Here is a 21,054-nt window from a genome sequence, read left to right on the forward strand (position 1 = left end):
GGGGTGGGCGCGGGGACCGTGCTGCTGCGCCAGCTCGGTGACCTGAAGCGGCTGCGCGACGCACGCGGCCCCGGCTCGCTCGCGGACCGGGCCTTCGTGCGCGGCTGGCGCCGCCTGGTGCAGGGTGAGGAGTTCGAGCGGATCGCCCTCGAGGAGACGGCCCGGGCCCTCGTGGCCACCCGGCTCGCCGGCGTCGACGGCTCCGTGCTGCGCCGGGCCGGTCTCGACCGGGCCGAGTCCCTGGAGGTGCTGGAGCGGGCGTTCGACGCCGCCCTGGAGGTCGGCGGCCCGGAGCTCGGCGACACCGACGACCTGCGCGCCGTCCTGCCGCAGCTCGTGGACGCCGAGGACGGAGCCGCGGCCGACCGGGACCGGGTGCCGGCGTTCGTGCTGGCGCTCGTGGACCAGCCGCGGGCGGGTGCCACGCACCCGAGCACCCCCCGGATCATCGTGGAGCCTCCCGAGAGCCACGGGGACCACTGCTTCGTCACGGCGGTCTACTCCGCCCTGCTCGCCCCCCGCCACGGCGTGGACAGGGGGGATGCGTTCGTGGTGGCCATGGCCCACCACCTGCCCAACGGGGACCTGCCCGACGCCGGGTACGCCGGCGAGGTACTGCTCGGCGAGCACTACCTGCGCATCCTGGACGCCCTGGAGCGGCGCTCGCTGGGGCAGCTCCCCGAGGAGCTCGCCCGGCGGCTGCGCACCCTGCTGCCGCAGCGCGAGACCGCGGAGACCCCGGTGGGCCGGGTGTTCAACGCCGCCGACGTCCTCGACAGGGTCCTGCAGGTGCACCACCACGCGCGGGCCGCGGCGTTCACGGCGTCCCAGGCGCTCGGGGACCTCGACATCGTGCACCCCGGCACCGTCCAGACCTACCAGCTCGGCGTGCTCGCCGACGCCGGGCTGGGCGCCCGGTGAGCGTGCCGCAGCCCGTGGGCTGGGTCATCGCCGGGGCCGGCTGGGTGGCCAGCGACCACATGGCACCCGCCATCGCGGCCTCGCCCGGCAGCCGGGTGGTCGCCGTCGTGGACCGGGACCCCGCGGCCGCCGAGCGGCTGGCCGCCCGGTTCCCCGGTGCCCGGGCCTGCCGCGACGTGGCCGGTGCCGCCGCGGTCCCGGGGGCGCAGGTCGTCTACGTGGCCACCCCCAACCACGCGCACCGCCCCGTGGTGGAGGACGCCGCGGCCGCCGGGCTGGCAGTGCTGTGCGAGAAGCCCCTGGCGGCATCGCTCTCCGACGCCCGGCAGCTCGTCGCCGCGTGCTCCGCGGCGGGAATCTTCGCCGCCACGGCCTACGACCAGCGGTTCCACCCCGCCCACCGGGCCGCCGCCCGGCTGGTGGCCTCGGGGGTGCTGGGCACGGTGACGGCCGTGCGCATCGTCTACGGGTGCTGGCTGCCGCCGGACTGGGTGCCCGAGAACCACCCCGGGCACGACAACTGGCGTGCCGACCCGGCCCGGGCCGGCGGCGGCGCCTACGTGGACCTGGCCCCGCACGGCATCGACCTCGTCGGCGCCCTGCTCGGGGAGGACCTCGTCCGGGCCACCACGCTCCAGCAGCGGAGGGTCCAGGACTACCCCGTGGACGACGGCTCCGTCCTCGTGGGCACGACCGCCTCCGGCGTGCTCGTGAGCATCCACAACTCGTACAACACCGCCGACTCCTTCCCCCGGCGGCGGCTGGAGATCGTCGGCACGCGGGCCCAGCTCGTGGCCACGAACACGATGGGCCAGGACGCCGGCGGGCGGCTCGAGCTCATCGACGCGGCCGACGGGACGTCCGCACCGGTGCCCTTCGACACCGGGCTCTCGCCCTTCACCGCCCAGGTGCAGGCCGTGGAGGCGGCCCTCACCGATCCCGGCCGCACCGCGTGGCCCTATCCCATGGACCGGGACCTGCGCCTGCTGGGCCTCATGCACGACGCCCTGCCCGTGACCACGTCCGACGACTTCGAGGAGCTCCTCCGATGACCGATCCGCACTCCGCCCACGGTGCCCGGGACCGGCGCGACGCCGAGCTGGCCGTCCTGCCCACCCGCGCGAACCCCGCCCACGTGGCCTACTCCTGCGACAACTGCGGCCACTGGCAGCGCTGGTTCGCCGCCTCCCCGCCGCCCCTGTGCCCCGTCTGCGCCGACGTGCGCAACGAGCTCCCGCGGGACGGCTTCACCTTCCGCACGGCCGCCGAGGTGGACCGGCTGGTCACCACGTCCTGGCGCGAGGCCGTGCCAGGCGTCACCGAGTTCTACTCCGACCCCGACATCGGCCTCGGCAGCCACGGCTGGGTCCTGGAGACGGACTCCGGGCTGCTGGGCTTCGAGGCCACCGGCTGGTACAGCCAGGAGGCTCTGGCCGAGCTGCGCCGCCGCGGCGGCCTCGCCGCCCTCGCCTCGAGCCACGTGCACGGCTTCGGCGCGCTGTGGCAGCTGCAGGACGAGCTCGACCCGCCCGTGCTGGCGATCGGCGTGGACGACCTGCCCTGGACCAAGGCGTTTCGCGTGACCTACCCGGCCGACGAGACGCTGCTGCTGGCCAAGGACATCACCCTGCACCGCACCGGCGGGCACTTCCCCGGCCACAGCGTGCTGCACGACGCCGGGCGCGGCCTGCTCTTCTGCGGCGACTCCCTGAAGATCGACCTGAACCCCGACGGCAGCGCGCGGGCACTGAGCGCCCACAAGGCGTTCCACGCCCAGATCCCGCTGTCCCGGCGGGAGCTGAGCCACATGCGCGAGATCGTCGGCGCGTTGTCCTTCGACACCGTCTTCAGTCCCTTCGAGTTCGCCGCCGGGGTGACCACCGCGCACGTCGTGGCACTGATCGACCACATGCTCTCGCGGCCGCCCTCAGCGGCCCCGGTGCCCATGGACGAGCTGCGGCCCGCCACGACGGTGCTCGCATGAGGGCCCTCGGACACCCGCTCGTCGTCGAGCACCCGATCCGCACCGGCGACGACCACGGCGTGACGAGCGACTACCGGGACGCCGCAGGCGAGGGCGAGGCCGTGGAGTTCCCGACCTACCGCCTGGACACGGTCGGCGTGCCCTCCTGGTGGACGATCGCCGCCCACAGCGCCGGCGTCTCGGCCGGCCACGGCTACGGCGGCACGGACGCCGACGCCCGCCGCTCCAGCTGGGGGGAGGCCGCCGAGATCGGGCTGCACTCCCGGCACGTCGTCGGAATGCCCTTCCGCCGCGACTCCTACGCGGGCCTGCGGGCGGCCGAGGGCGCGGACGCGGTCGTCGATCCGCCCTCGCTGTGCCTCGACGCCGGCAGCCGCTACTCCCCCGGGACCCCGCTGAACTGGATGCCCGTGCAGCGGCTGTCCACGGGCGGGACGGTGTGGGTGCCCGCGGACATGGTGCTCCGGGACCGGCACCTGGTTCCCCCGGGCATGGTCGACGACCCGCCCGAGGAACGGCTGGTCACCCGGATGGGCAACGGCATGGGCGCCGGGGACACCTTGGACCGGGCGATCGCCCACGGCCTCGGCGAGCTGCTGCAGCGCAACGGCAACGGCACCCGGTTCCGTGCCATGGACACCGGCGTGGTCGTGGACCTCGGCCCGGACGACCGCGACGTCGCCGACCCCGTCACCCGCCGGACCCTCGCGGCGCTGCGCACGGAGGGGGTGGACGTCATGGTGAAGCTCGCCGACGTCGGCCTCGGCGTCGTCGGCCTGTTCGTGGTGGGCACCGATCGGAACCCGCTGCAGCCCGTGATGGTCACCGCCGCCGGCGAGGCCGCCCACCCGGACCGCGAGGTCGCGCTGCGCAAGGCCCTGCTGGAGTTCGTGGCCGCCCGCTCGCGCAAGGCCTTCACGCACGGCTCGCTCGAGGCGGTGCGCGCCATCACCCCGGACGGGTACCTGGAGCGCTACGCGGCCGATCCGGCCGGGGAGGAGCCCAGGGCGCTGCGGGGCATGCTGCGCTGGCTGGAGATGGGCAGCGACGAGCTGCGCGGGCTGCTCGAGCCGACCGTCCTGGCCCGCCGCTCCAGCGTCCCGTTCACCGGCCTCCCCACCTGGCGGGCCCCGGAGGGGACCGACGAGCAGGCGGCGCTGCGAGACCACCTCGTGGACGCCCTGGCGGCGGAGGGCCTGGAGGTCCTCGTGCTCGACTGCTCCGAGCCCGGCGCGGAGGTGGCCGCCGTGCGCGTCATCGTCCCGGGCCTCGAGGTCGAGATCATGAGCTACGGGCGCGTGGGCGAGCGCGGCGTCGCGGACCTGCTGGCCCGCGGCGACGGCCGGACCGGATTGCACGGCATCGTCGGGCTCGGCGCGGCCGGGGAGCAGGGCGTGCCGGACACGGCCGTGCCCGTGCACCTCACCGCCGGCGCCCAGGAGCGTCTGGGCGGACCGGCCTGGCTGGACCGCGCCGCCATCGACCGGGTGGTGGGCGAGGACCTGTACCCGCTCTACCGCGAGCCCGCCCTGCACGCGGCGGCCGTCGCCCGGGCGAAGGGGTGGGCCGCGTGAGGATCTGCTTCCTGAGCCGGCGCTACTGGCCGGCGGTGTCCGGGATGAGCGTGTACGCGGAGAACCTTCTCGCACAGCTGCGCGCCGACGGCCACGACGTGGCCCTGGTCTCGCAGTACCGCGGCGACACAGCCGGCAGCGCCGTCTACGGCGGCGGCCCGCCCCCGGCGGAGCGCGTGCCGGCGGGGGTGCAGGTCGTGGGTCTCGAGTCGCTGGGCGAGCAGCGGGTCGCCGACGGCCTGCCCGCGGACTTCGAGCAGGACATCGCCGCCATGCGCGACGCCGTGCTGCGGCTGCATGCGGAGGAGCCGTTCGACGTCGTCCACGCCCAGTACGCCTGGCCCACCGGCATGGCGGCCCTGCAGGCCGCCACCCTGCTGGGTCTGCCCTGCGTCATCAGCGTGCAGGGAGGGGACGGGCACTGGGTGGGGCTGTGCTGCGCGGAGCACTCCGTGGGCATCCGCACCGTGCTGGACCGGGCCGACGCCGTGCTGATCGGCTCCGAGACCTTCGCGCAGGAGGTCACCGAGCACCACGGGACGCTGCCGGAGCGGTGCACGCTCATCGGCGGGGCCACCGACACCCGCGCGTTCACCCCCGGCCCGGACGACCGCCTCGCGGGCGAGCTCGACCGGGACGGCGACGGGATCACCACCCTGGTGTTCCACGGCCGGGTGGACCGGCGCAAGGGCGTGCTGGACCTGCTGCACGCCCTGGCCGCGCTCCGCCGTGAGGGGCGCGCCGTGCGGCTGCTGGTCTCGGGCATCGGCCCCGACGTGGACGCCGTCTCGGAACTGGTCGGGCAGCTGGGTCTGCAGGACGCGGTGGAGCAGACGGGCTACACCCCCTACGCCGGGGCCCCGGAGGTCTACCGCCGGGGGGACGTGTTCGTCTCGCCCACCCAGTCCGAGGGGTTCTCCAACACCATCCTCGAGGCAATGGCCTCCGGTCTGCCCGTGGTCACCACACGCACGGTGGGCGTGGTCGACTGCGTGCGGGACGGGCAGAACGGCCTGCTGCACGAGGTGGGGGACGTCGACGGCCTGGTGGCGACGCTGCGCCGGGTGCTCGACGACCCGCCCCTGGCCCGCGCGATGGCCGCCCAGGCCCTCGCAGAGGTGCGCGAGAAGTGGTCCTGGCTGGCGCTGACGGAGCGGATCGAGAACGTGTACGACCGGGTCGTGGGAACCCCCGGTGACAGCACCTGGACCCGGCTGCCCACGGCGGAGCGACCGACCTCGGGCGGCCGTGGGGTGGAGCCGGCCGAGCGGCCGGACTGCCCCTACCTGGCCGCCCCGCACCTGCTGTGAGCGGGCCCGGGACGGCACACGACGCCGGACCCCCCGTGGTCCTCGCCGTCTCCCCGCACCTGGACGATGCCGCCTTCTCGGCCGGGGCCCTCCTGGCCGGGCTGGCGGCGCGGGGCGCGCAGGTGCGGGTGGTCACCGTCTTCACCGCCGGCGTGCCCGCGCCGGAGGGGTTCGCCCTCGCCTGTCAGACCGACAAGGGGATTCCCCGCGACGTCGACTACATGGCCCTGCGCCGGGCCGAGGACGGGACCGCGATGGCGGCCCTCGGGGCGCGGGCCGTGCACCTGGGTCTCGCGGAGGCCCCGCACCGCGGGTACTCCAGCGCCGCGGCGCTGTTCGGTCCCGTGGTGGCCGGCGACGAGGACACCACGGAGTCCGTGGCCGCCGCCCTGGAGCAGGAGCTGGCGCGTCCCGGGATGCCGCCGCCGGACCTCGTGCTCGGCCCCGCGGGGCTGGGGAATCACGTGGACCACCGACACGTCCGGGACGCCCTGGAGCTGCTCTCACACCGGCACGGGCTGCCCGTGGTGCGCTGGGACGACCTCCCCTACGCGCTACGCCTGCCCGCCGGCGCCGGGGGTGCCCACGAGCGCCCGGCGACCGCGGCGGAGACGCGGACCAAGCTCGCCGCCTGCGCGTCCTATCCGAGCCAGCTCGGCTTCCAGTTCGGCGACGCGGAGGCCATGACGGACGCCCTGCGGCCGAGGACCGAGCGGTTCAGCGGCGATCCGGAGCGGACGGTGCCGACGGGACGGTCCCATCCTCCGGTGGCGCGTCGCGCAGGTGCTGCCGCCCGACCCTGCGGAGGCACCCGGTGATGCGGTGGAGCAGCTCCGAGTCCAGCGTCCAGGTCTGCCAGTACAGCGCGACGTCGTGGTGCGCGTGGTCCTCGAGCAGGTCCAGGGAGCCGTCGAGGAGGTCCGTGCCCAGCTGCAGTTCCGGAAGCATGCCCCAGCCCAGGCCGGCTCGCACGGCGGCGAAAAAACCCTCGGCCGACGGGACGGTGTGCGTGGGCGGGAACCGGTCGACCCCGCGGGTGCGCAGGGCCTGGTGCTGCAGGTCGTCCTTGGCGTTGAACCGGAGCACGGGCATGCCCGCCCAGTCGACGCCGGCGTCGGTGCTGAACCGGCGGCGCAGCTCGGGGGAGGCCACGGGAAGGTAGCGCATGGCGCCCAGCCGCTCGACACGGCACCCGTTGACGGGTGTGGGATCGGCGGTGACGGCGCCCAGGACGTCACCCTGGCGCAGGAGCCGGCTGCTGTGGTCCTGGTCCTCCACGTGCAGGTCCAGGGTGGTGTCCGCCCAGTCGGCGGCTTCGCGCAGGACGGGCACGAACCAGGTGGCCAGGGAGTCCGCGTTGACGGCCACCGGGGTCACCGTGCGGGACGATGCGCCGCTGCCCAGGGAGTGCCGGGCCTCCGCCTCAAGGAGCTGCACCTGGCGGGCCGTGCGCAGCAGCACGGCCCCGGCCTCGGTCGGCGTGCAGGGTGCGCCGCGGCGCACCACGACCTGACCCACGGAGGTCTCCAGGGCCTTGATCCGCTGGCTGACGGCCGAGGGGCTGATGCCCAGCGCATCGGCCGCGGCCTCGAAGGTGCCCTCGTCGACGATCGCGGTCAGGGCGCGCAGGTGCTCGAAGTGCATGAAGCAAAACTAACGCACCTCCCGGATCTTTCGTTTGTCTGCATCTCCGCGGCTGGCTACCGTCGAGGCCATGTGGAGCATCTGGGGTACCGGGCTGACGAGCGGGCTGGCACTGATCGTCGCCCTCGGCGCGCAGAACGCGTTCGTGCTGCGTCAGGGCATCCGCCGCGAGCACGTGGGCGTGGTCGTGGCGCTGTGCGCGGTCAGCGACGCCGTGCTGATCCTCGGCGGCACGGCCGGGATCGGGGCACTGGTCTCCCGGTTCCCCGAAGCCCTGGACGTGCTGCGGTGGGGTGGCGCCGCCTACCTGACGTGGTGGGCGGTGCGGTCCTTCGCCTCGGCCCTGAAGCCGTCGTCCCTGACCGCCGAGGCCCCGCGGTCCCGCGGATCGGTGATCGCCACCGCCCTGGCCCTGACCTACCTCAACCCCCACGTCTACCTCGACACCGTGGTGCTGCTGGGCAGCCTCGCCAACCAGCACGGCCCCGACGCCCGGTGGGTCTTCGCCGGCGGGGCCGTGCTGGGCAGTGTCGTGTGGTTCTCCGCCCTGGGCTACGGCGCCCGTGTGCTGTCCGGGGTGCTCGGCAGCCCGCGCACCTGGCGGGTGGTGGACCTGGTGATCGGCGTGGTGATGCTCGCCCTGGCCGTCAACCTGGTCCGGGGCTGATCCGGCCGCCACCCACCACGACCGCGTCCGCCCCGGCGTGCCCTAGCCGGACTCGGGGCCGGACCGTGTCGGGACCGGGTCGCCCTCCGCCGGGATCCGCTCCCCGGTCGCCGGTTCCGGGGTGGCCGGCTCCTCCGTGGCCGGCTCCTCCGTGACCGGCTCCTCGGTGACCGGCTCCTCGGCGGCCGGCGCCGGCGGCGTCGCCCCGGTCCAGGAGGCGCCGGGCTGCCGGGGCACCCCGGCGGCGAAGGCCTGCCGGACGGCCTCGGCCTGTTCCTCGGGACCGGCGTGCTCGGCGGCGGCGATCACCGTGGCGAACGCCTTCGTGTCCTGGACGAGCTCGGTGATCGTCTCGGGCGAGTCGACGCACCAGGCGTAGGCCGTCGCGTAGTCCACGGGGCGTCCGTGGACGGTCACGGTCCCGCGCTCGTCGATCTCCACGCTCATGCGTCCTCCTCGGTCGGGGCTCCGGCTCCCGGGGCGGGCCGGACGTACGGCGAGAGTACCCCCGGGCGGCAGGGCGGGACCGGAGGTGGCTCCCCGCCGACCGGATCCCCCGCCCGTACCGGGCTGTCACCGTCCCGCAATGACAACCTGTCGTCAGCGGTTGTCAGGCCCGCTCCCTAGACTGGACGGGTGCAGGCCTGGCTGGAGTCCCTCCCCCTCGGGGCCGCGATTCTGTTCTTCTGGGCTGGGGCCATCGTGCGGACCACCACCGTGTTCGCCCTGGGCCGTGCCGCCGCCACCGGTGGGAGCCGGCGCTCCGACCGCGTCCGCGGGCTCATGGACACCGCCGTCTACCGGCGGGCCCAGCGGCTGGTGCACCGCTGGGGCGTCCTGGCCGTCCCCGCCTGCTTCCTGACCGTCGGCCTGCAGACCGCCGTCATTCTCACCACCGCTGTCACGGGCATGCCCCTGCGCCGGTGGATCCCCGCGATGCTCGTGGGCACCCTCATCTGGGGTGTCATCTACGGCACCGTGGGCATGGCGGTCATCTGGGCCTGGCTGGAGCAGCCGTGGGTGGTCGCGCCGGTCGTCGTCGGCCTGCTCCTGCTGCTGCTCGGCCGGAAGGTCCGCGCGCGCCGCCGGGCCCGCGGCGAACACCGCGACGAGAACCTGCCGATCTCCCGGTGAGCGCCCTCGGGTCCGCAGGACCCGGACCGGCCCTCCGGCCGATCTCAGCGCAGTTTTATGAACCAGGAGTAATGTTCCGGCAGTGATATCACCGATGCACACTCCAATTCCCCGCATGTACGCCGCGCCCCTCTACGCCGCCGAGCGGCTGCTCGCCGAGGCCATCCACGACGAGCACGTCAGCGTCGACGCCGTGGTCGTCCTCGACGCCCTGGCCGAGCACGTCACGGCCGACGAGGCCCCGTCTCTCGAGGCCGTCGGCGAGAACGCCCAGCTCACCTGCGAGAAGCTCGCGGCCGCCCTGGGCGACCTCGACGACCTCGGCTACCTCGAGGAGCTGGCCGAGCACGCGCCACCCCTGTCCGCCCTCCGCGCCTCGCTCTTCGGAACGGCGGCCTGATCGGGACGGTCTGTGCTCCTTCAGGTCGACCGGCGGCGCCCCTCGGGACGTCGGGAGCCGTGGGAGGCTCCCTCAGCCGCTCGTGCGACGCGCACCTCGCCACGTACCTCCGGTGGACGCGGCCACCTGCGTCATGAACTCCCCGCCCGTTGTCCCGCCGCCAGAGCAGTCCTAGCGTGGACAGGGCCACAGTGTTGGTGGCGCGTCATCAGTCATTGCAGTTCCGACATCGACGAGGAAGGCAGGACATCATGGCCAACGAGCCCGAGAGCCCGGTGAAGGACCCCAACTACAACCTGGTGTGGGCCCTGGAAGCGTCCCTGCACAACATCTGGAAGATGGAGACGTACATCCAGGATGCCGAGGCCGCCGGCGACGACGAGCTGGCCCAGTGGTTCCGCAAGATCCAGAAGAACAACCGCAAGGCGGGTGAGCAGGGCAAGAAGATGCTGGCCCAGCGCCTGCAGCAGGAGACCGGCTGACCCGGACGCTCCCCGCGCCGCCCACGGGGCGGGGAACGGCCCCTCCGGGCCGCTGCCCCGCTCCCACGGACGAGCCCCCGTGCACCGGTGCGCGGGGGCTCGTCCGTCGTCGACCGTGACGACGCCGGGCCCGGCAGTCAGTCAGTCAGTCCTGCTGGTCCGACTCCTCGTTCTTGGGGTCTCCGTGCTCGTGCGGGACCGGGGTCATCTCGGTGGTCATGTCGGCGTCGTCGATGGAGGCCGCGTCCTCGATGGGGTCCGGACCGGCGGTCGGCTGCTCGCTCACTGGGTGCTCCTTCGTCGGGAGGGCTGGTGTCCTCAGCCTACGGCTCCGGCCGGAGCTGCGGACAGCAGCCGCACCGCCTCGCGGGCGGCAGCCCGCCTCGCGCGGGTCCGCTCGTCGACCCGGAGCACAGCGACGGGCCGGTGGATCGGCTGCGTGAAGCGGCGCTCGTTCTCGCCGCAGCAGCGGACGACGACGGCGGAGGCCGGCCCGGCCGGGGCCGCGTGCTATTCCGCGGCCCGGTCCGCCGTCGGGGCGGGCTCCCGGAGCAGGGAGCGGACGTGCCGGACCGCCCGGCGGGCCTCCGGCGTCCACCAGGCCCCCACGTAGACGTGGAAGGCGCCGGGCTCGTAGAGCAGCTTCCCCGGGTTGCCCGTCCGCGCCAGGTCCCGGGCGAAGGCCAGGACGTCGGCGGCCAGGATGTCCTTGCCGCCCTGCACCACGTGCACCGGCGGCAGCCCGGCCACGTTCCCGTAGAGGGGGCTGACCAGCGGGTCGGTGAGCTCGCGGTCCCGCGCCCAGGCCGCGGCCATGGGCACCACCCGGTCGGTGCTCAGCATGGGGTCGTGCGGGTCGATCTCCCGCACGGCCGGGTGCGTGGCGGAGACGTCCACCGCCGGGGAGAAGCCCACCACGTGGTCCGGCAGCCGCTGTCCGGCGTCCCGCAGGCGCATGGCCAGCCCGATCGCCAGGCACCCGCCGGCGGAGTCCCCGGCGACCACGATCCGGTCCGCGGCGGGGCGGGCCACGAGGTCGGCCCAGGCCGCGGCGAGGAATTCGTAGCCCTCGTCCACGTGGCCCTCCGGAGCCAGCCGGTACAGCGGGACCGTGACCGTGGTCCCGGTGTCCTTCACGAGCTCGCGCACGATCCACCAGTGCGCCGGCAGCAGCGGGTTCACGAACGCCCCGCCGTGCAGATAGATCAGGTGGGACCCGTCCGCCCCGGCGCGCGGGGTCAGGCGCAGCAGCGGGCGCCCGGCCACGTCGGTGCGCTCCACGGCGTGCGAGCGCCGCAGGCCGGCCGGGATCCTGGCGGGCTCCGGGTACCGGCGCCCGTGCAGCTGCTCCACCGGGGTCCACGGCTGCAGCCGCGCCCGCAGGCGGACCGCCTGGGACGTCACGGCCATGCTGATGCTCATCCGGTTGCCTCTCCCTCGGACCGGACTCAGGCCAGCTGCACGGTCGTGAGGCAGGTCGGGCTGTCCGGGGTGGTCGCGAACTCGGACTCGGCGCGGCCCTGCTCCGCGCTGATCTCGAGCGTGCCGGTGATGTCCTTGGGCAGCCAGAAGCCCACGAACCCGTTCCGGTAGCTGGTCACGTTCTCGTCCACGAGCACGGCCCCGGAGTCGTCGGTGATCCGCACGTCGAAGTCTTCGCCCACGAGCTCGCCCTGGCACCCGGAGAGGCTGTGGAAGAAGCAATCGTGGGTGGTGGTGGTCCACGGGGCGACCGCGAGGTAGAAGCGGTCCTCCGGCATGGGCAGGATCGTCTCGGTGGTGCCGTCGTCGAGGACCACCTCGTCGTAGGTCACGGAGCCGGCGAGCCCGGCGTCGCGGTCCTCGTGCGCGCGGTCGAGCTGATCGACGACCTCCTGCGTGCTCGCTCCCTCGAGCCCGTGCTCCCGCAGCAGGTCGTCCTGCTCGGAGCTCCCGCCGGCGCAGCCGGAGACGAGGAGGAGGACTGTGGCGGACACGGACAGCACGGCGGATCTCATGGGTCCAGGGTATCGGGGGACGCCCCGGGCGCCCGGCCGGGACCGAGAAGCCCGGGACGCCACTGCGCGAGCAGGACGAGGCCGCCGAGGCCCACGGCGAAAGGTACGGTCCCGAGCACCAGCAGCACTGCGAGCCGGGGCGCCTCGACCACGAGCAGCTCGCCCGGCAGGACCAGCTGGGCGACCGCCTGGAACGCCAGGTGGAAGCCCGTGCCGGCCCAGATGCCGCCGGTGACCGCCCGCAGGTATCCGAGTCCGAGGCCCATCGCCAGGAACAGCCCCAGGTCCTCGGCGCCGCTCCAGCCGCGCAGCGCGGTCGCGAAGGCGGCGAACAGAAGGGTCTGGCCGAGGATCACCGACCAGCCGCGGAGCCGCTCTGCGAGGACCGCCGTGGCGTGCCCCCGGAAGACCAGCTCCTCGGGCCACGCCTCGAGCAGGAGCACGAGCACCGCTGTGAGCGCCACCGCGGCGGCGAGCTCGGCCGGTGGCGCCGCAGCGCGCAGCGGGACGCCGAGGGCCGCCAGGAGCGCGAACCCGGCGGCCGCCGGCAGCAACCACGCGAGCGCGCCGGCCACGGCCTGCCGCCCGGCCCGCGGAACCACGACCCCGAGCGCAGCGTGCCCGTCCCAGGTCCGCCGACGGAGTAGCGCGACGACGCCGGTCGTCACCCCGGCGACCGCGAGCCCGGTCAGGACCTCTCCGACCGGGGACGCACCGGCCCGTCCGAGCGCACCGGTGGCCACGAGGAGCAGCCCGCCGAGCACGGCGGCGGGCACCAGGACGCGGACCAGCACGGACGACGCCGAGCTCCGGGGCGGGACGGAGGCCTCCATGCCCCGCACCTTAGCGAGTGCCGGGAGACGCCGGAATGTTCCCCGCAGACCGGTCACAGAGTCCGCACCGGCGGCTAGAGTGGTTCTCCAGTGGTGTGAGGGTTCGGGAGGATCCGCCATGAAGAACACCGAGAACAACGACGTCTCCGGCATCGTGCTCCTGATCGCCGCCGCGGTCGTCCTGTCCGTGGTCTCGTTCGTCCTCACCCACCTGGGCACGATCCTGCTCATCCTCCTGGCCGTCGCCGCCCTGTGCCTGCTCGGCTTGTTCGTGCGGTCGTTGACCCGCTCCCTGGCGGAGCGTGCGTCCGCAGTGCGGCAGAGCGCACCGCGGACGGCCGCGCGGACCGCAGCGCGGACCTCCGAGCAGGCCCGGCGGACCGCCGCGGAGGACATGCGCACGGCCTGGATCCGGTGGCAGCTCGGCGTCCTGCCACCGCAGCAGCGGCACGGGGACGCGACCTTCATCGCCGTCCGGCTCGCCGAGATCCCGCGGGCCGAGTGGGACGCGACCCGGCTCCGGCGGCACGGCCAGGCCCTGTGGTCCGTCCGGGACGCGGCCGTCAGGACGCCCCTGCACGGGGAGGTCGAGGCCCGCCTCGACCGGGTGGCCGCCATGCTCTCGGAGCTGACCGACGAGGAGTTCGACACCCACCGCGGCCAGACCGACGACCGCTTCCTGTACCACCCGGACCGCGAGGTCCGGGCCGCCTACCTGGCGGGCGGGTCGCAGGGGGTCGAGGCCATCATGGGCACCATCACCGCCGTGCGCACCCAGGTCCGCGAGGACGCGGCCGCCCGGGCGGCCGCGGACTCCCTGGCGCGCGAGCGCAACGCCGCGCTCCGGGCCCTGCGGGAGACCCGCCGGCCCGCCCGGCCGCGGGACGCCCACGCCGCCTGGGAGGCGCAGGCCGAGCAGATCGGCCGGTGAGCCGCCGCACCGGAGCTCCGGTCCTCGGCCGACGATCCGGCGCATCTTCTCGCGGCAGCGGCGGTCGACCACGACCGGGTCCGCGGCAGCGTCGGCGCCCCGGCGGGCCATCGGCCCCGGGTCGTGCCGGCCGCGACGGCGATGTCGTCGATGGTCGTCGCGGTGTAGCCCTTCGTCACGAACCGCTCCAGCCCCTTGTCGAGGAGGAGCTGCCGGGTCATCTGCTTCTGCGCTGCACGGAGCCGGGCCCCCCGCCAGCCCAGGACCCGTCGTCCACCCACTGGACGCCCGTGCCGTGACGCACCGGGGCGGCCACTACGCCAGGTGCTCCTCCGGCTCGCCCTGGAACTCGCGCACCTCCACCGGGAGAGTGGTCGCCTGCGCCAGCTTCCGGCCCCACTCGATGGCGGCGTCGTAGTCCGGCGCGGCCACGATGCAGATGCCCCCGGCGTGCTCGTCCTCGCGCTCGTACGGGCCGTCCGTGGTCACCACGTCGTCGCCGTGGAAGCGCACGACGACGGACGCCTCCGCCCGGTCCAGGCCCCCGGCGAAGACCCACGCCCCGGCCGCCCTGAGCTCCTCGTTGAACGCGGCGACGTCCCGCATCACGGGTTCGAGGATCTCCGGGGCCGCCGGTCCGCCGTCGGGCTGTTCGATGCTGAGCAGGTAGTGCTTCATGGTGGACGAGCCTCCCTGGGCGTCGGATGGTCCTCGGAGTCTACGGTTGCGGCGGGCCGCCGAAATAGACCTGGACCTCCACGACCCGCCCGTCGCGCACGGTGATCGCCTCCATGTTCCGGAAGGTCCCCCCGGTCCGGAGCTCGTACTCGTACCGGACGAGCACGAGGCCGGGCTCCGCCTCGACCAGCTGGAGCAGGTCCTGCCGGGCCACCCGGTCGGCCGTGGGGAAGCACCGCTCGAAGTACGCGGCCCGGTCGATGTGGTCGTCCTGCGGGGACGTGAACCGGAACCCGTCCCCGACGAGCTCGCGGGCCGCCGCCTCGTCCTGCGCGAGGTAGGCGGCGAAGAGCCGCCGGACGACGTCCGCGCCGCCGGTGCTCATGTCCCGTCCTGCGCGGCCCCCGCCTGGTCCAGCAGGTCGCACAGGTCGAAGACGTACTCGGCGGTGTTCTCCGTGACGTCGACCGAGACGGTCGTCGGCACCTCCGGCTGTGCGTCGGTCGGGGCCCCGAAGACGAACGTCCCGGCGAGGGTCCCGTCGAGGTGGACGAAGGCCTCGGGCAGCCCGGCCTCGGCGAACGCCGCGGCCTCGACCTCGTCGAGGGCGACCACCAGGGACGGCCCCTCGAAGTCGAGCGTCACGGTGGTCCCGTCGGCCGAGTAGGTCTCGAACCCGGTACCGGAGACGTCGAACTCGTCGAGCGTCGCGCCGTCGGAGGCCCGGGTGATGTCCACCGTGTCGGTGCCGCGGTACTCGACGACCGTGTCGCCCTCCTCCGTGACGAGGGACCGGTACTGGCCCTCCCGGACGTCGCCCCCGGTGAGCGTCAGCTCCGAGCCGCAGGCCGGGACGGTCTGCGGCTCGTAGAACTCGGCCGGCACCGGCAGGAAGGCCCCGTGGGTGCTGGCCGGGGGCCACGGTGGGACAGCCGGTTCCTCGGCCGCCGACCCCGCCCCGAGCGGAACGGCGGTGGCCACGAGAGCAGCGGCGGTGGCGGTGAGGAGTCGCGAGGTGGAGTGCATGACGGTGTCCTTCGCACGGGGCGCGCCGGGGCCGGTGGCCTGCGGTCGGTGGTCAGGAGACGAGCCGGGCGCACGGCTCCCCGGGCCGCTGCTCCTCCCGCCAGTGTTCCACCGGGCGCCACGCGAGGCGGACGATCGACACCCGGATCGTTGTGCTCGCGCGCAGATGACGACCACCCGGGGCTCGGACGTTCTGCGGAACCTGCGCCACCAGCTCGTCGTCGCCGGGCTCCGCCACGGGCGGCAGGACCCGGACCTGGTCCGCGCACTGCTCCACCGGGTCGTGGGCGCGGGTCTCGATCCGCCCGTCGCGGGTCACGGTCCAGCTGATGCCCACCTCGGGGCCGTCGTCCCCGGAGGTCCTGGATGCCCCGGATGCGCTGGATGCGCTGGATGCGCGATCATGGGAGGTCCGAGGGACCGCTGACGCGTCCGTCCCCGCCCGTCAGGAGGATCCGTGCCGAAGAGCAAGCCCCGCAAGAAGGCCGCCGCCAAGAAGAAGCAGCAGCGGCGGGAGTTCCACGCCGCGGCCGGCGCGCGCCTCGTCGACGTCGAGGGCGCCGCGCAGGGCACGTGGGACGACGACGCCCACGAGCTGCTCGTCGCCCGTGGCTGGGTGGCCTACCGGGACCTGGAGATGGACCAGCTCGGCGACGGCTGGGAGTGGCTGCCGTCCCAGCTGCCCCTGGACGCCGGCGTGGGCGGGGAGCCCGGGCCCACCACCGTGTTCGCCTCGGCCGAGGGCGGCTACGACGTCGAGCTGGCCAACCCGAACGGCTCCGTGGACCCGGACCGCGCGGGCCACTACGACACCCTCGAGGACCTCGCGGCGGACCTGGACAGCCTCGAGGCGTGGCGCGTGCCGGGCGACGAGTACGTCCTGCCCGACGTCCCCACCTTCTCCGCGGACACCCCGTGGGCGATCTGCCAGCTCTGGGCCGGCGGGATGATCGACCACTGGGAGCTCGCGGCGGACCTCATCCACTTCCCGTACGAGGAGACCGAGGAGGGCTTCGCGGCGGTCGAGCGCGCCCACCGGACCGGGCTGATCCCCGCGCAGCTCTACGCCGCGGTCCGCGCCGGCCGGGTCGCGTAGCAGGCTCCTCTTGTCGGGGCCCCGGGCCCGGCGTAGCGTGAGGCGGAACCATCACCCTGCTGAGCACATGAGGAGCGGCATGAGCGAGACGACCCCGGACCCCGCCGAGAACAAGCCGTCGCAGGCCGAGGGGGACGTCCCCGAGGACCAGAGCGTCCGGTCGGCCGTCCACCCGGACGACAACAAGCCCTCCCAGGCCGAGGGGGACGCCCCCGCGGACGCGCCGGGCGACGACTGACTCCCGGCGCGCTCGTGCGCAGGCTCCGGGCGGGTCACGCCGTGGGCACCGTCCTCGCCAGGCCCAGCGCCTCGGCGAGTCCCACGGCCACGAGCGATCCCGCGGCCAGGAGGCAGATGCCCAGCAGGGTCGGCAGGGCCGCCGCCTTCCGGGTCGTGCGGCGGGTCCGGGTTCGCCCGGAGCTCCGCACGACCCGGGTCAGTGGCGGGTCAGTCCCCGGCCGTCCCTGGCGGAGACGCTTGTCGGCGCCCACTCGGACAGGCCGAGGAGGTCGGCCACCTCGCGGTAGTGGGTCGTGGAGAGGATCCTGAAGCCGGCCTCGACCGCTCGGCGGTAGTAGTGCACGTCGAGGGCGTCGGCGGGCAGGTTCTCGTCGTAGCGGTGCAGCTCGAGCCGCATGGGCACGTTCCAGCTGCGCATCCGCAGGCTCTCCTCCATGTCCGGGACGTAGTGGCCTGCGAAGCCGACCACCCGGCGGAGGTCGGGCACCTCCCGCCGGACGTCCTCGACCGTGGACAGGCCGTCCTCGTGGGTCGGGACGAAGTAGACGAGGTCGGGGGCGATCCTGCGGTAGACGGCCAGCTCCGTCAGGCCGTGCACGCCGACCACCACCTGGCTCTCGGCCCGGTGCGTGCGGACGAGCTCGACGACGGTCTCCGGGGTCACGTTCTTGACGTCGAGCCACAGCACCGCGCCGGCCTGCACCGCCCAGGTGAGGAACTCGCCGGCCTCCCGGATGGGGAACCGGGTGACCTCGCCGTAGTTGTCCACCAGGTGCTGGCTGAGCACGTAGTCGGCCGACTGCTCGCTCACGGGGCCGGCGCCGGTGCTCCCGTGTCCCATGACGGCCTCGTGCAGGACCACGCACCGGCCGTCGACCGTGGTGCGCAGCTCGATCTCGATCATGGTGCGCGCCCGCGTGGCCAGGACGTTCTGGGCGGACTCGAGCGCCGAGCAGGGCCACGGCCCGTCGGGGTGGTACCCGGCGCGGCGGGCGAGCAGGAGGGGGCCGGTGTCGGCCAGGCGGTCGTGGCGGGTGTAGGCGGCCAGTTCCGCCGGCGAGTCGAAGACGATCGAGTGCCCTGCTGCTCGCGACGGCACGTCGGCGGTGACGTGGTCCGGCGGGTCCGGGCGGCGGTAGTCGTTCGGCATGGAAACTCCTGGGGGGATGGGAGCGCGGACAGCGGCCGTGGGGGGACGGCCGGCGGACGGGAAGCGGGGAACTGCCCGTCCACGTGCTCAGGGGCCCTCGGCCACCCGTGCACGCTCCAACTCTTCCACGTCCGAGGCCGAATACGTGGCTGCGATCTGCATGTCGTTGCCACCGCGCAGGACATTGCGGGTGCTGAGACCCCTGAAGAGGGTCCGGGGAATGGGCCGGTAGGCGGTGCGGCCGTCACCGACGGGCCGGATCCCGGTCCCGTGCCGCAGGGCGACGGCGTGCAGCCACACGTCGTCGGCCATCGGCGCGCACGCGGTGAACGCGGTGCCGAGCTCGCGCAGGGCGTCGAGCAGGTGCGGCGGATAGAGCACGCCGGAGGTGCCCGTGGCGAAGGTGCGGACGGACGCCTCCGGCGGGGCGCCGGGGCTCCACGTGGCGTAGGGCAGGATCCGTCCTCCGTCGACGCGGATCCGGTGGGTGCGGTGGGCGACCACGTCGTGGGGGTGCCGCGCGTGGACCGTGAGCAGCTCCTCGAGCCACGTCGCGCCGTAGAGCACGTCGTCGTCCGCGATGACCAGCGGCAGCTCGTGCCTCGCCCGGGACCGGACGTAGGGGTAGTACTTCTGGTGGGGGCCCCAGTCCTCGGTGCACCTCAGCTCTAGGCCCCGGCGCACCAGCCGGGCGAGCGGCGCGGGCGGGTCGGCCACGACGTCGGCCTCGCGCAGCCACAGGATCAGCCGCTGCGGGCGCACGGTGCCGTGCGCGATCGACTCGACCGCCAGGTGCACGGCGCGGATCCGGCTGCCGTAGGACGTGAGGCTCACGACCACGGGCGCGTGCCCCCGCACGGGTGCGGTCGAGACGCGGTTCCGGACCCGGAAGTACAGGACGCTGCGGCTGGTCCGGAACGAGCGCAGCCAGTCCCGGACCAGTTCCCGGGACAGCACCCACCGCAGCGGGTGCGGACGCCTCCCGCCCGGCCGGGGGCTCATGACGGGCGGTCCAGGGCCGCCCGCGCCGCCTCGCCGCCGTTGCGGTTGCCGTTGCCGTTGCGGTTGCCGGAAGGATCTGCCTCGATCATGGCCTCATTCTGGCAGGAGCCGCGGCGAGCGGAGCCGCGCTCAGATCTCCGCGGTGGCCAGCACGGGCGGAGTGGGCGTCTCGGAGCCACCGGCGGGCTCCACGGTCATGGCCACCGCCCCGGTCCGCTCGATGTCGCCGTCCAGCCAGACCTGCACCTGCCCTCCGCCGAAGTGCACGTCCGGCACCGGGGTCCCGCCCTGCACGAGCCACAACTGGTACTCCCGGCCCTCCCCCGGTCCGGCGAGATCGGCGGCGACGAACAGCGCCGCGTCCTCCTGCGCCGAGACCACCAGGGTGGCCGGGCGACCGTCCACCTCGAGCTGGCGGGTGGTGACGTCGGGGGCGCTCAGCAACCGGTTCTGCCGGTCCTGCTCCTGGGCCACGAGCTGCTGCTCCCGCTGCTCGGACTGCGTGCCCACGGCCCAGCCGCCCAGGGCGGCGCCGGGCAGGAGCACGGCGGCCGCCGCGGCCGCCAGCCACCTGCGGTGGGGGCGGGGCCGGCGCCGCTCCGCCAGGGACACGGGCGTGGCCCCGGACACGCCCCCGGTCCGGTGCTCCGATCGCCGCTCCTGCCGGGTCCCGCGCACGGCCGCCAGGACGTCCTCGCGCAGCGCCGGCGGCGGCGGTCCGGCGAGGCCGGTCGCCAGGTGCGCCCCGACCTCGCCGAACGCGGCCACCTCCTCCTGGCAGGCCGCGCAGCCGCGCAGGTGGAGCTCGAACGCGGCCCGCTCTCCGGGCTCGAGGGCGTCCACGGCGTAGAGCGCCGCGTCGGCGTGGACGTCGCCGGCCCGGTCGTCCTCCTGGATGTCCTTCACTGCCGCACCCCCAGTGCCGATCTCAGATTGTTGAGCCCGTCGCGGATCCTGGCCTTCGCCGTGCCCAGCGGGACGTCCAGGTGCTCCGCGACCTGGCGGTGACTGTACCCCCGGTAGTACACCAGGCAGACGGCCTCCCGCTGGAGCGGGCTGAGCGCGGCGAGCTCCGCCCGCACCTCGCCGGAGTCCAGGGCCTGCTCCACCTCGCTCCAGGTGGAGTCGGACGGGGTCTGGGCCTGCCGGACCTCGTACTGCTGGTCCCGGTCCCGCTCCCGCTGGTTCTGCCGGATCCGGTCCACCGCGCGGCGGTGGGACATGGTGCACAACCAGGCCAGGGCCGTGCCGCGGCCGGCGTCGAAGCGCTCCGCCTGCTGCCAGGCCATCAGGTAGACCTCCTGGACCACCTCGGCGGCCAGCTCCGGGGAACGGAGCAGCCGCAGCACGAGACCGTGGACCGTCGCCGATGTCGCGTCGTACAGCTCGGCGAAGGCGTCCTCGTCCCCATCCGCCACGCGGCGCAGCAGCTCGGCCTGCTCCTCGGTCCGCCCGGGAGCGGGAACCGGGTCGCCGGCTCCGCGGCCCCGGCCGGTCGGTCCTTCGCTCACACGATCTCGCAGTCCACTCGGGGGGCAGCACCTCGCCCGGGACCCGGACGAGAGCAGTGTCGAACTGCACCCTGCCACACCGGGTCGGGGCGATGCCGTCGACACACTCGCCGTCTCCATGACTCCTGTTCGTCGCGGGACCGGCCCCGGACGGGTCCGCAGGCCGTCCTGGTGCCTCGAAAAGTTTTTCTCCCCAGCACCCATCCGGGGGCCGGCCGGCGTCGAACTCACCGTGCACACACCGAAAGTGCGCACACGGCACGACCCCCGGTACGACACAGGAGAGAATTCGATGCGCAAGTCCATGCTCCTCACAGTCCCCACCCTGGCCCTCGGCGCCCTCACCATGGCGGCCGCCCCTGCCGCCGCCCACGAGGGCGACATGTGGTCCGCCCAGGCCACCCTGAGCACCCTGAACGGCTCCGGCACCACCGGCGACGTCATGGTCGACGTCCACGGCAGCGAAGCCACCGT

General features: G+C 74.4%; 28 protein-coding genes and 2 pseudogenes. 14 read left to right on the forward strand and 16 right to left on the reverse strand.

Going from position 1 to position 21,054, the window contains the following annotated elements; translation table 11 throughout:
- The first annotated feature begins 3 nt into the window (after positions 1 to 3).
- Genes ACFYE1_RS13885 through ACFYE1_RS13910 form a run of 6 tightly spaced genes read left to right on the forward strand, consistent with a single transcriptional unit; the run spans position 4 to position 6,607 of the window.
- Positions 4 to 921 (forward strand): HD domain-containing protein, encoded by a 918-nt coding sequence (locus ACFYE1_RS13885; RefSeq protein ID WP_387743986.1) that lies wholly within the window; start codon positions 4 to 6, stop codon positions 919 to 921.
- Positions 918 to 1,973 carry a Gfo/Idh/MocA family protein gene (locus ACFYE1_RS13890; RefSeq protein WP_387743914.1) on the forward strand — a complete coding sequence of 352 codons (1,056 nt, stop codon included), beginning with the start codon at positions 918 to 920 and terminating at the stop codon, positions 1,971 to 1,973. Before ACFYE1_RS13885 ends, ACFYE1_RS13890 begins: the two co-directional genes overlap by 4 nt.
- A complete protein-coding gene (locus ACFYE1_RS13895; protein ID WP_387743917.1) occupies positions 1,970 to 2,905 on the forward strand; it encodes an MBL fold metallo-hydrolase in 936 nt (311 codons plus the stop codon). Before ACFYE1_RS13890 ends, ACFYE1_RS13895 begins: the two co-directional genes overlap by 4 nt.
- Positions 2,902 to 4,479 carry a YcaO-like family protein gene (locus tag ACFYE1_RS13900; protein ID WP_387743920.1) on the forward strand — a complete coding sequence of 526 codons (1,578 nt, stop codon included), beginning with the start codon at positions 2,902 to 2,904 and terminating at the stop codon, positions 4,477 to 4,479. Before ACFYE1_RS13895 ends, ACFYE1_RS13900 begins: the two co-directional genes overlap by 4 nt.
- Positions 4,476 to 5,789: a glycosyltransferase family 4 protein gene (locus tag ACFYE1_RS13905; RefSeq protein ID WP_387743923.1), complete on the forward strand. Its 1,314-nt coding sequence runs from the start codon at positions 4,476 to 4,478 to the stop codon at positions 5,787 to 5,789. Before ACFYE1_RS13900 ends, ACFYE1_RS13905 begins: the two co-directional genes overlap by 4 nt.
- 35 nt (positions 5,790 to 5,824) lie before the next feature.
- Complete coding sequence (locus ACFYE1_RS13910) at positions 5,825 to 6,607, forward strand: PIG-L deacetylase family protein (protein WP_387743925.1); 783 nt, start codon at positions 5,825 to 5,827, stop codon at positions 6,605 to 6,607.
- Here ACFYE1_RS13910 and ACFYE1_RS13915 read toward each other — a convergent pair.
- Positions 6,507 to 7,433: a LysR family transcriptional regulator ArgP gene (locus tag ACFYE1_RS13915; RefSeq protein ID WP_387743928.1), complete on the reverse strand. Its 927-nt coding sequence runs from the start codon at positions 7,431 to 7,433 to the stop codon at positions 6,507 to 6,509. The two genes, ACFYE1_RS13910 and ACFYE1_RS13915, sit on opposite strands and share 101 nt — an antisense overlap.
- Before the next feature lie 70 nt (positions 7,434 to 7,503).
- Between ACFYE1_RS13915 and ACFYE1_RS13920 the strand changes: the two genes are divergently transcribed.
- Complete coding sequence (locus tag ACFYE1_RS13920) at positions 7,504 to 8,100, forward strand: LysE/ArgO family amino acid transporter (RefSeq protein WP_387743931.1); 597 nt, start codon at positions 7,504 to 7,506, stop codon at positions 8,098 to 8,100.
- Positions 8,101 to 8,142: 42 nt separating this feature from the next.
- Here the strand turns inward: ACFYE1_RS13920 and ACFYE1_RS13925 are convergent, their stop codons facing one another.
- Positions 8,143 to 8,547, reverse strand: coding sequence for a hypothetical protein (locus ACFYE1_RS13925; protein ID WP_387743934.1), 405 nt, complete (start codon positions 8,545 to 8,547; stop codon positions 8,143 to 8,145).
- A 189-nt stretch (positions 8,548 to 8,736) separates the two neighbouring features.
- Between ACFYE1_RS13925 and ACFYE1_RS13930 the strand changes: the two genes are divergently transcribed.
- The 3 genes from ACFYE1_RS13930 (at position 8,737) to ACFYE1_RS13940 (ending at position 10,116) form a co-directional block, all read left to right on the forward strand.
- A complete protein-coding gene (locus ACFYE1_RS13930; RefSeq protein WP_387743936.1) occupies positions 8,737 to 9,234 on the forward strand; it encodes a DedA family protein in 498 nt (165 codons plus the stop codon).
- Positions 9,235 to 9,328: 94 nt separating this feature from the next.
- Positions 9,329 to 9,634 (forward strand): hypothetical protein, encoded by a 306-nt coding sequence (locus ACFYE1_RS13935; protein ID WP_387743939.1) that lies wholly within the window; start codon positions 9,329 to 9,331, stop codon positions 9,632 to 9,634.
- A 251-nt stretch (positions 9,635 to 9,885) separates the two neighbouring features.
- Entirely contained in the window at positions 9,886 to 10,116 is a 231-nt protein-coding gene (locus ACFYE1_RS13940; protein WP_387743942.1) for a hypothetical protein, read from the forward strand.
- Between the two features lie 145 nt (positions 10,117 to 10,261).
- Here ACFYE1_RS13940 and ACFYE1_RS13945 read toward each other — a convergent pair whose 3' ends face one another.
- The 4 genes from ACFYE1_RS13945 to ACFYE1_RS13960 form a co-directional block, all read right to left on the reverse strand.
- Positions 10,262 to 10,402 carry a hypothetical protein gene (locus ACFYE1_RS13945; RefSeq protein ID WP_387743944.1) on the reverse strand — a complete coding sequence of 47 codons (141 nt, stop codon included), beginning with the start codon at positions 10,400 to 10,402 and terminating at the stop codon, positions 10,262 to 10,264.
- Positions 10,403 to 10,626: 224 nt separating this feature from the next.
- The gene (locus tag ACFYE1_RS13950) at positions 10,627 to 11,538 is read right to left on the reverse strand and encodes an alpha/beta hydrolase (RefSeq protein ID WP_387743947.1); all 912 of its coding nucleotides are present in this window, start codon (positions 11,536 to 11,538) and stop codon (positions 10,627 to 10,629) included.
- A gap of 26 nt (positions 11,539 to 11,564) precedes the next feature.
- The gene (locus tag ACFYE1_RS13955; protein WP_387743949.1) at positions 11,565 to 12,113 is read right to left on the reverse strand and encodes a CueP family metal-binding protein; all 549 of its coding nucleotides are present in this window, start codon (positions 12,111 to 12,113) and stop codon (positions 11,565 to 11,567) included.
- On the reverse strand, positions 12,110 to 12,946 hold the full coding sequence (locus tag ACFYE1_RS13960; RefSeq protein ID WP_387743952.1) for a CPBP family glutamic-type intramembrane protease: 837 nt from the start codon (positions 12,944 to 12,946) through the stop codon (positions 12,110 to 12,112). The genes ACFYE1_RS13955 and ACFYE1_RS13960 overlap by 4 nt, the downstream gene beginning before the upstream one ends.
- Before the next feature lie 118 nt (positions 12,947 to 13,064).
- Here ACFYE1_RS13960 and ACFYE1_RS13965 point away from each other — a divergent pair, with 118 nt between their 5' ends.
- On the forward strand, positions 13,065 to 13,877 hold the full coding sequence (locus ACFYE1_RS13965; protein ID WP_387743954.1) for a hypothetical protein: 813 nt from the start codon (positions 13,065 to 13,067) through the stop codon (positions 13,875 to 13,877).
- A gap of 125 nt (positions 13,878 to 14,002) precedes the next feature.
- Here the strand turns inward: ACFYE1_RS13965 and ACFYE1_RS13970 are convergent.
- The 5 genes and pseudogenes from ACFYE1_RS13970 to ACFYE1_RS13990 form a co-directional block, all read right to left on the reverse strand.
- Positions 14,003 to 14,098: pseudogene (locus ACFYE1_RS13970) on the reverse strand (TetR family transcriptional regulator); the annotation flags it as partial.
- Between the two features lie 94 nt (positions 14,099 to 14,192).
- Positions 14,193 to 14,555, reverse strand: coding sequence for a YciI family protein (locus ACFYE1_RS13975; protein ID WP_368822497.1), 363 nt, complete (start codon positions 14,553 to 14,555; stop codon positions 14,193 to 14,195).
- A gap of 40 nt (positions 14,556 to 14,595) precedes the next feature.
- Complete coding sequence (locus tag ACFYE1_RS13980) at positions 14,596 to 14,940, reverse strand: nuclear transport factor 2 family protein (protein WP_387743957.1); 345 nt, start codon at positions 14,938 to 14,940, stop codon at positions 14,596 to 14,598.
- The gene (locus ACFYE1_RS13985; RefSeq protein ID WP_387743960.1) at positions 14,937 to 15,581 is read right to left on the reverse strand and encodes a hypothetical protein; all 645 of its coding nucleotides are present in this window, start codon (positions 15,579 to 15,581) and stop codon (positions 14,937 to 14,939) included. The genes ACFYE1_RS13980 and ACFYE1_RS13985 overlap by 4 nt, the downstream gene beginning before the upstream one ends.
- Positions 15,582 to 15,633: 52 nt before the next feature.
- A complete protein-coding gene (locus tag ACFYE1_RS13990; protein WP_387743963.1) occupies positions 15,634 to 15,918 on the reverse strand; it encodes a hypothetical protein in 285 nt (94 codons plus the stop codon).
- Between the two features lie 120 nt (positions 15,919 to 16,038).
- Between ACFYE1_RS13990 and ACFYE1_RS13995 the strand changes: the two genes are divergently transcribed.
- A complete protein-coding gene (locus tag ACFYE1_RS13995; protein WP_387743966.1) occupies positions 16,039 to 16,677 on the forward strand; it encodes a hypothetical protein in 639 nt (212 codons plus the stop codon).
- Positions 16,678 to 16,756: 79 nt separating this feature from the next.
- Positions 16,757 to 16,915 carry a hypothetical protein gene (locus tag ACFYE1_RS14000; RefSeq protein ID WP_387743968.1) on the forward strand — a complete coding sequence of 53 codons (159 nt, stop codon included), beginning with the start codon at positions 16,757 to 16,759 and terminating at the stop codon, positions 16,913 to 16,915.
- 34 nt (positions 16,916 to 16,949) lie between these two features.
- Here the strand turns inward: ACFYE1_RS14000 and ACFYE1_RS14005 are convergent, their stop codons facing one another.
- From ACFYE1_RS14005 to sigK, 5 genes are all read right to left on the reverse strand, one after another.
- Positions 16,950 to 17,105 carry a hypothetical protein gene (locus ACFYE1_RS14005; RefSeq protein WP_387743971.1) on the reverse strand — a complete coding sequence of 52 codons (156 nt, stop codon included), beginning with the start codon at positions 17,103 to 17,105 and terminating at the stop codon, positions 16,950 to 16,952.
- A gap of 8 nt (positions 17,106 to 17,113) precedes the next feature.
- On the reverse strand, positions 17,114 to 18,067 hold the full coding sequence (locus tag ACFYE1_RS14010) for a hypothetical protein (RefSeq protein WP_387743974.1): 954 nt from the start codon (positions 18,065 to 18,067) through the stop codon (positions 17,114 to 17,116).
- An 87-nt stretch (positions 18,068 to 18,154) separates the two neighbouring features.
- Entirely contained in the window at positions 18,155 to 19,069 is a 915-nt protein-coding gene (locus ACFYE1_RS14015) for a hypothetical protein (RefSeq protein ID WP_387743977.1), read from the reverse strand.
- A 129-nt stretch (positions 19,070 to 19,198) separates the two neighbouring features.
- The gene (locus tag ACFYE1_RS14020; RefSeq protein ID WP_387743980.1) at positions 19,199 to 19,975 is read right to left on the reverse strand and encodes an anti-sigma factor; all 777 of its coding nucleotides are present in this window, start codon (positions 19,973 to 19,975) and stop codon (positions 19,199 to 19,201) included.
- Positions 19,972 to 20,580, reverse strand: coding sequence for an ECF RNA polymerase sigma factor SigK (gene sigK, locus ACFYE1_RS14025; protein WP_387743983.1), 609 nt, complete (start codon positions 20,578 to 20,580; stop codon positions 19,972 to 19,974). Before sigK ends, ACFYE1_RS14020 begins: the two co-directional genes overlap by 4 nt.
- 292 nt (positions 20,581 to 20,872) lie before the next feature.
- On the opposite strand from sigK, the pseudogene ACFYE1_RS14030 reads away from it, so the two are divergent.
- Positions 20,873 to 21,054: pseudogene (locus ACFYE1_RS14030) on the forward strand (hypothetical protein); the annotation flags it as partial.

Origin of the sequence: Kocuria nitroreducens (genome assembly GCF_042879195.1) — a bacterium.
In the GTDB taxonomy this organism is placed as follows: domain Bacteria; phylum Actinomycetota; class Actinomycetes; order Actinomycetales; family Micrococcaceae; genus Kocuria; species Kocuria nitroreducens.